This window comes from Paenibacillus lacisediminis (assembly GCF_046567315.2).
This window is the reverse complement of sequence record NZ_JBKIAX020000049.1, coordinates 1-500: the sequence shown is the minus strand read 5'-3', so window position 1 is coordinate 500 and position 500 is coordinate 1. Positions and strand designations below refer to the sequence as shown.

Below are 500 nucleotides of genomic sequence, written 5' to 3'. Positions count from 1 at the left end.
GATGCCCAGGAGCTGCTCTGCGGAGACGTGAAGGTGAACAGCGATCTGTACGGTCGCGATCCGTCCCGGTGTCAGCTTTCGCATCCATATGCCACGGCGGTTATAGCGGGATGCACGGTCACGGAGTCGGGCGAGCCGGAACAGGTCAAAATCCGTCTTGTACCGCATAAGAGAGGAGACGGACAAAGAGCAAACCGTCACGAGCTCGCTGCGTTCATCAACGGGCATGTGGATGTCCGTACATCGGCGGTGCAGTCGTTCCCTTTAGCCTTTCGGCTGTATGCGCCTTTGCGGAAAGTGGTGAGAGGGGCGTGGGAATCGCTGAAGAGTACGTATGGAGCCTTGGGACTGAAGCATCTGCAGGCGTACCTCAACGAGTACACCGGACGCCGCCAACTGCACCTGCCCGAAGCGAAAGAAACGATGCGGCAGAAGTTGCTGCGCATGTGTGTGGCGATTCCGGCGATCCCTTACCGTCGGCTGATCGCGCGCCAACCGAA

1 pseudogene is annotated in these 500 nt (G+C 59.2%); it reads left to right on the top strand.

Annotated elements, in window-relative coordinates:
• Positions 1 to 500: pseudogene (locus tag ACLD72_RS32225) on the top strand (transposase); the annotation flags it as partial.